At 65.8% G+C, this 2,092-nt stretch carries 3 protein-coding genes; 1 reads left to right on the forward strand and 2 read right to left on the reverse strand.

Annotation, left to right across the window (positions count from 1 at the left end):
- The coding region (locus AC1D01_RS31770) for a YgjP-like metallopeptidase domain-containing protein (RefSeq protein ID WP_477873498.1) at window positions 1–444 on the reverse strand (444 nt) is incomplete at its 3' end.
- Window positions 445–563: 119 nt separating this feature from the next.
- On the opposite strand from AC1D01_RS31770, the gene AC1D01_RS31775 reads away from it, so the two are divergent.
- Window positions 564–1,133 carry a DUF1415 domain-containing protein gene (locus AC1D01_RS31775; protein WP_477873499.1) on the forward strand — a complete coding sequence of 190 codons (570 nt, stop codon included), beginning with the start codon at window positions 564–566 and terminating at the stop codon, window positions 1,131–1,133.
- A gap of 46 nt (window positions 1,134–1,179) precedes the next feature.
- On the opposite strand, the gene AC1D01_RS31780 is transcribed toward AC1D01_RS31775, so the two are convergent.
- The gene (locus AC1D01_RS31780; protein WP_477873500.1) at window positions 1,180–1,845 is read right to left on the reverse strand and encodes a hypothetical protein; all 666 of its coding nucleotides are present in this window, start codon (window positions 1,843–1,845) and stop codon (window positions 1,180–1,182) included.
- Between the last annotated feature and the right edge of the window lie 247 nt (window positions 1,846–2,092).

The following is a 2,092-nucleotide window of genomic DNA, read 5'->3' on the forward strand; positions in this document are numbered from 1 at the left end:
GTGCTCGCACAGCTGGTAGAACGCCTTGTCGTGCGCCCGCTCCTTCAGGTGTGCGAGTTCATGCACGACGATCATCTTCAGGAAATCGGCAGGCGTCGTGCGGAACACGCCGGCGATGCGGATCTCGCGCTTGGCCTTCAACTGGCCGCCCTGGACGCGCGAGGTCATCACATGCAGGCCGAGTGCGTGCTCGACGACCTGCAGCTTGTTGTCGAAGACCACCTTGCTGAGCGGCGGCGAACTGCGCATGAAGCGGTTCTTCAGCGCCATCGTGTAGTCGTACAGCGCGCCGTCGGTGCGGATGTCGTGCAGGTCCGCGTGGCGCGATGACAGGCGCTCGCCCAGCGTGCCGGCGTGCAGCAGTTCGCGCACCTGGGCTTGCAGCGGCTCGGCGTAGCCGGTCAGGTATTTCAGCGGCGCGGTCATCGGCGTGGCGTTCGGCATGCTTTCGGCGGTGGGCCGAGGGTTCAGGGGTATGGATTCAGGGGCGCAGTGTGCCAGCGATGCGCTTGGTGCCCGGTGCCATCGCTCGCATCGCCCCATGCGCCGGCGACAATCCACAGATGGACATCGATGCAGAGGCCGTGACGGCCGAAACCCGCGCCTGGGTCAACCGGGCCGTCGTCGGGCTCAACCTGTGCCCGTTCGCGAAGGCGGCGCAGGTGAAGGAGCTGATCCGCTACGTCGTCAGCGATGCGTCCGATGGAGAGAGCCTGCTGGCCACGCTGTGCGACGAGATGCAGCGCCTGGCCGACACACCGGCGACGGAGATCGAGACCACGCTGGTGATCCATCCGCGTGTACTGAACGATTTCGCCGACTTCAACGATTTTCTCGGCACAGCCGAGGCTGCGATCGACGAGATGGGACTCGAAGGCGTGCTGCAGGTGGCCGCTTTCCATCCCGAGTTCCAGTTCGGCGGCACCGAGCCCGACGACATCACGAACGCCACCAACCGTTCGCCCTGGCCCACGCTGCACCTGTTGCGCGAGGACAGCATCACGAAGGCGGTCGACAGCTTCCCGGACCCCGACAGCATCTACGAGACCAACATGCGGACGATGGAGACGCTGGGGGCCGCAGGGTGGCTGGCACTGCAGCAGGCGTGCAAGCGGGACGCGAAGGGCTCTTGAGCTTCGCGCGCCGCTCGCAGGCGCCTGGCCGCGGTGACGGTCGGGATCAGCTGGCTGCGAAGCAATAGAAGAGCCCGGCACCGCCGGTCGCCTTCAGCGCGTCCGGGCTGCAGCCGCGCGAGGGGTGCGACGAGTTCCACGACTTGGCGGGGGGTTGCTCGTCGAGGCCCGTGCGGTCGTGGTGGCCGACGACGGCGGAACCTTCGCCGCTTTGCGTCCAGTTGCCACAGGTGAGGTTCTTGTCGCCTGTCGCGACACGGCCTTCGGGCGTCGATCCGGTCAGCATGTCGTGCTGGTTGGGCGTGTCGCCGCGGCCGTTGATCACCTCGCCTTTCTCGGTGAGGGCGGTCTGCTTGGTCAAGCCGTTCGCGCCGTGGAGTTCGTCGACGCTGTTGGCCACCACGACGCCGCGTGCATTCTTCCACGGGCCCTTGCCGATGCGGTCGCGCGCATTCACCGGCGAGGTACCGCTCGAGGCGTCGGTGCTGAGGTAGGCGCGCCAATCCTTGTCGCCGGCACCTACCGCAGTGGCGAGTGCCTTGCAGTACTTGTCGGCACCGGCCAGGCCACCGAGATCAGCGCCCTTGCCGGGATTCGCGCTGGTCACGAAGAAGGTCATCGGATTCTGGGTGGAAGGGCTGCTTGCGCAAGCGGCGAGCGTTGCGGCACCGGCAAGGCATCCCAAGGCAATCCAATGGCGGGCGATGGTCATGGCGCGTCCTCCGTGAAGTTGATGGAGCGCTGGAGGGTAGTGCATGACCTCGGCGACGGCAATGCGGGTAATGCTCGGAAGAAAATGGAGCGGTGCTGCGTATACCGCCGGCTGAGAATCAGTCGATCGGGAACAAGATTCAAGCGCCCAAAAGCGAAACCCCCGACGCCTTGGGAGGCGACGGGGGTTGGCAATTAATAGCCTGACGATGTCCTACTTTCACACGGGAACCCGCACTATCATCGGC

The sequence above is a fragment of the Rhizobacter sp. P3_B12 genome (genome assembly GCF_056402895.1).

Excerpts from the sequence above, each read along its gene's own strand:
- AC1D01_RS31775 (WP_477873499.1), top strand. The coding sequence starts at position 564 with ATGGACATCGATGCAGAGGCCGTGACGGCCGAAACCCGCGCCTGGGTC.
- AC1D01_RS31780 (WP_477873500.1), bottom strand. The coding sequence starts at position 1,845 with ATGACCATCGCCCGCCATTGGATTGCCTTGGGATGCCTTGCCGGTGCC.